The sequence below is a fragment of the Veillonella parvula genome (assembly GCF_001553335.1).
GTDB lineage: Bacteria > Bacillota > Negativicutes > Veillonellales > Veillonellaceae > Veillonella > Veillonella parvula_S.
On the sequence record NZ_KQ960802.1, the window covers coordinates 1 to 3,928 of the forward strand.

4 protein-coding genes are annotated in these 3,928 nt (G+C 39.7%); all 4 read left to right on the plus strand.

The window, feature by feature from the left end; genetic code table 11:
• Nucleotides 1-368 precede the first annotated feature (368 nt).
• The 4 genes from HMPREF1865_RS07360 to nusG all read left to right on the plus strand — a co-directional run bounded on the left by HMPREF1865_RS07360 (nt 369) and on the right by nusG (nt 3,834).
• A complete protein-coding gene (locus HMPREF1865_RS07360) occupies nt 369-2,606 on the plus strand; it encodes a nitric-oxide reductase large subunit (protein ID WP_004693527.1) in 2,238 nt (745 codons plus the stop codon).
• Between the two features lie 264 nt (nt 2,607-2,870).
• Nucleotides 2,871-3,020, plus strand: coding sequence for a 50S ribosomal protein L33 (gene rpmG, locus HMPREF1865_RS07365; protein ID WP_004693530.1), 150 nt, complete (start codon nt 2,871-2,873; stop codon nt 3,018-3,020).
• A gap of 43 nt (nt 3,021-3,063) precedes the next feature.
• Nucleotides 3,064-3,285 (plus strand): preprotein translocase subunit SecE, encoded by a 222-nt coding sequence (secE, locus tag HMPREF1865_RS07370; protein WP_004693531.1) that lies wholly within the window; start codon nt 3,064-3,066, stop codon nt 3,283-3,285.
• Between the two features lie 12 nt (nt 3,286-3,297).
• Complete coding sequence (gene nusG, locus HMPREF1865_RS07375; protein WP_004696753.1) at nt 3,298-3,834, plus strand: transcription termination/antitermination protein NusG; 537 nt, start codon at nt 3,298-3,300, stop codon at nt 3,832-3,834.
• The last annotated feature ends 94 nt before the right edge of the window (nt 3,835-3,928 follow it).

Below are 3,928 nucleotides of genomic sequence, written 5' to 3' on the forward strand. Positions count from 1 at the left end.
GGCGCTGGCGTAGTAACAGAAATCGAAGGTTAATACAAGTTTATAGCTCAATGTATCGATACATTAGCTATATAATTGAATTTTAGATTCAATAAAAGGGACCCAATGGGTCCCTTTTATTTTGTATATATTGATGATTAAGAGTATAGGATTGAATCGCTAATATATTGAAACAATGATGATTTTGTAATGTGACATATACGTTGTATTCAGGCTTCAAAGGATAATCATACTATTGATACAAATTGAGAAGAAATTTTAATATATTGTAACCGTAGATACAACTTTATTTATAAAATTAGTGTATATTATATATAAGGAGAGCATAGGCTCTCTTTTTGTGCTTTTATAGAAAAGGAGGTAATGTGATGGGCGAATACAAAAAGTATTGGATAGCCGTAGTAGCAGTTCTTATTATTGGATTCTCTATTCTTGGCTATTTGGGTACTGATGTATATCATCAAGCGCCACCAGTACCAACTGCGTATGTATCTCAAGATGGACAGGTTTTGTTCACTAAGGATGATATCTTACATGGTCAATCGGCTTGGCAATCTACAGGTGGTCAATCTGTAGGGACCGTACTAGGTCATGGCGCATATCAAGCCCCGGATTGGACAGCTGATTGGTTGCACAAAGAAGTGTCCGTAATGCTTGATATCAAGTCTCAAGAAGCTTTTGGTGTTCTTTATGAACAGTTAGGTGATGTGCAGAAAGCGGCTGTTAAAGAAGCAGTTAAAGCAGAGTACTTTAACAGTGCTGTTCGTGAAGATGGAACTGTTGTGCTTTCACCGGAACGTATTACAGCGATGAATTTAACCGGACAATATTTTATTGAACTTTATGGTGATAACCCTAAATTGTCCGAAACACGCGATCATTTTGCGATGAAAGACAATACGTTGCCAGAATTAAAAGATCGTATTGATATGGCACGATTCTTCTTCTGGACTACGTGGATGGCATCGACTCAACGTCCTGGTACAGATGCAACATACACCAACAATTGGCCTCACGAGCCATTGTTAGATCATAATCCAACACCGGAAAGCGTAGCTTGGTCTGTTGTGAGTGTTATTATTTTACTTTGTGGTATTGGTATTGTCGTATGGATGTGGGCATTCGGTCGCAAACAAGATGAACATGAATTAACACCGCCTGCGGAAGATCCAATTTCCAAATTGCATCTCACACCGTCTCAACGGTCTTTAGGAAAATATTTATTTACGATTTTGGCATTATTTTTACTCCAACTTGGTATGGGTGGTATCATTGCGCACTACACCGTAGAAGGACAGGCTTTCTATGGCATTCCATTGGCGCAGTATTTCCCATATTCTATTGCTCGTACTTGGCATATTCAAGCATCCTTGTTCTGGATTGCGATGGCATTCTTGAGTGCCGGTTTATTCTTGGCGCCGATTATTAATGGCGGTAAAGATCCTAAGTTCCAAAAATTGGGCGTGGATATTTTGTTCTGGGCACTCGTTGTGTTGGTAGTGGGTTCCTTTACAGGTACATATTTAGGTGTTGCTCATGAGATTCCGGCGTCTCTAAACTTCTACTTGGGTCACCAAGGCTACGAGTTTATTGAGTTGGGCCGCGTATGGCAATGGATTGAATATATCGGCATTCTATTTTGGCTTGTGCTCATGGTGCGCAGCATCATTGGTGCTTTCAAAAATAAAGGGGATAAAAACCTTATTGCCGCCTTTATTTTCTCTGTTGTGATGGTCGGTATTTTCTATGGCCCAGGTCTTTTCTACGGGGAACACAGCCATTTGGCAATCATGGAATACTGGCGTTGGTGGGTTATTCACCTTTGGGTAGAAGGCTTCTTTGAAGTATTCTCTACTACGTTGATGGCCTTTATTTTCGTAACTCTTGGTCTTGTATCATATCGTGCAGGTACCATAGCAGCGATTTCGTCCGGTGCTATTTACCTTATCGGCGGTATCCCTGGTACATTCCATCATCTTTATTTCACCGGTGTTACATCGACTATCGTGGCCACAGGGGCATCGTTCTCCGCATTGGAAGTAGTGCCTCTTGTTCTCTTGGGATATGAAGCGTTTGAAAATTATACACGCCTTCATAGTGCTCCTTGGATGCATCGACTAAAATGGCCTGTATACTGCTTCATTGCTGTATCCTTCTGGAACTTGGTGGGCGCAGGTATCTTTGGTTTCTTAATTAATATGCCGGTTTCCTTATTCTACATTCAAGGTCTAAATACGACAGCTGTTCATGCTCATACGGCGTTGTTTGGCGTATATGGATTCTTAAGCTTAGGCTTTGTATTCCTCATTGCTCGTTATATTCGACCTGAAGTGGAATTTAATGACAAGTTGATGAAATTTGGCTTCTGGGCATTGAACTGGGGCCTTGCGTTAATGGTTCTTATCAGCCTATTGCCAATTGGCTTGATTCAAAGTTGGGCAAGTGTAACACAAGGCTTATGGCTCGCTCGCAGCGAAGACTTTATGCAACAACCATTGTTACAAAATTTGCGTTGGCTTCGCATGGTTGGCGATACCATCATGATATTGGGGGCATTGGCCTTCTTCTGGCAAATCGTGAAAGTAACTTTCACAAAGAAACAGTAATAAACGAAGCAATAATAGTAAATATGTAAATATAATATATAGACATATAAGCTAACTATAAGCTAATATGACATGGCGTTCTTTGGGTAGACAAAGGGCGCCATTGTCTGTTATACTATCCATGTCAGGCATACGTGCCTGGCTTTTTTGAGTTGCTTAATTTCTTGACATCGCTTGCTACGTATGATATAGTTTTTTAGTATGTAGTCGAGCGTTTTCGAGTACAAGAGACAGATTAGTAAATATAAAGCGAGGTGTATCCGGATGCGTAATGCCATTACTTTAGCTTGCACAGATTGCAAACAACGCAACTATCAAACGAACAAGAATAAAAAGAACAATCCTGATCGTATTGAAATGATGAAATATTGCAAATTCTGCGGTAAACATACATTACACCGTGAAACAAAATAATTCTTATCATTCATTACCTGTTGATTTGAGGATGTGAAACACAATGGCAAAGTCTAACTCAGCAGTGCAGCAGCGTGGTGGATTTGGAAAATTCTTCCGCGGTGTGAAAGCTGAACTAAAAAAAGTAGTCTGGCCAACAAAAAAAGAGCTTATCAATTATACAATAGTAGTATTCTTAGTGACCATATTCATCGCTTTGATTATTTCTGTGCTTGATGGACTCTTTGCCCAACTTTTTAATACGTTGTTGCACTTTGTTGGATAAGGGGGCCATTACATGGAAGCAGATAAGAAGTGGTATGTAATTCATACCTATTCAGGCTACGAAAATAAAGTAAAAACCACTCTTGAACTTAAAGTTCAATCTATGGGGCTACAAGATGTGATCAGCCGAATTTTGGTACCTCTTGAAGATGAAATAGATGAAAAAGATGGGGTTAAAAAAGTAGTAAAACGCAAGATATTTCCTGGGTATGTATTGGTGGAAATGGAAGTTAATGACCGTTCTTGGTATGTTGTACGCAACACGCCAGGTGTAACAGGTTTCGTTGGCTCTGCTACAAAACCAGTTCCACTTTCTGATTCCGAAGTAGAACATATACTTAAGTCTCAGGGCTTGGATAAGAAACCAACCATTAACGTTGATGTAGAAGTTGGTGAAACGGTTCGCATTACGTCCGGTGCCTTTGAAGATAAACTAGGTGTTATTACCGAACTTAACCCTGAAAAAGGAACATTGAAACTTAGTGTGGAAATGTTCAATCGAGATACCGAGGTAGAGGTAGAGTTCTCTCAAGTTGAGAAAGCTCTTTAATATATAAATATAACTCTAAAAAGAGCAATCGATTTTGGTTGCCAGTGGGAGGATGTATATCCGTTACCACCACAGTATAAGCATAGGAGGTTTA

Bases quoted from the DNA above. Each gene is read 5' to 3' on its own strand.
- HMPREF1865_RS07360 (WP_004693527.1), top strand. From the start codon at position 369: ATGGGCGAATACAAAAAGTATTGGATAGCCGTAGTAGCAGTTCTTATT.
- rpmG (WP_004693530.1), top strand. From the start codon at position 2,871: ATGCGTAATGCCATTACTTTAGCTTGCACAGATTGCAAACAACGCAAC.
- secE (WP_004693531.1), top strand. From the start codon at position 3,064: ATGGCAAAGTCTAACTCAGCAGTGCAGCAGCGTGGTGGATTTGGAAAA.
- nusG (WP_004696753.1), top strand. From the start codon at position 3,298: ATGGAAGCAGATAAGAAGTGGTATGTAATTCATACCTATTCAGGCTAC.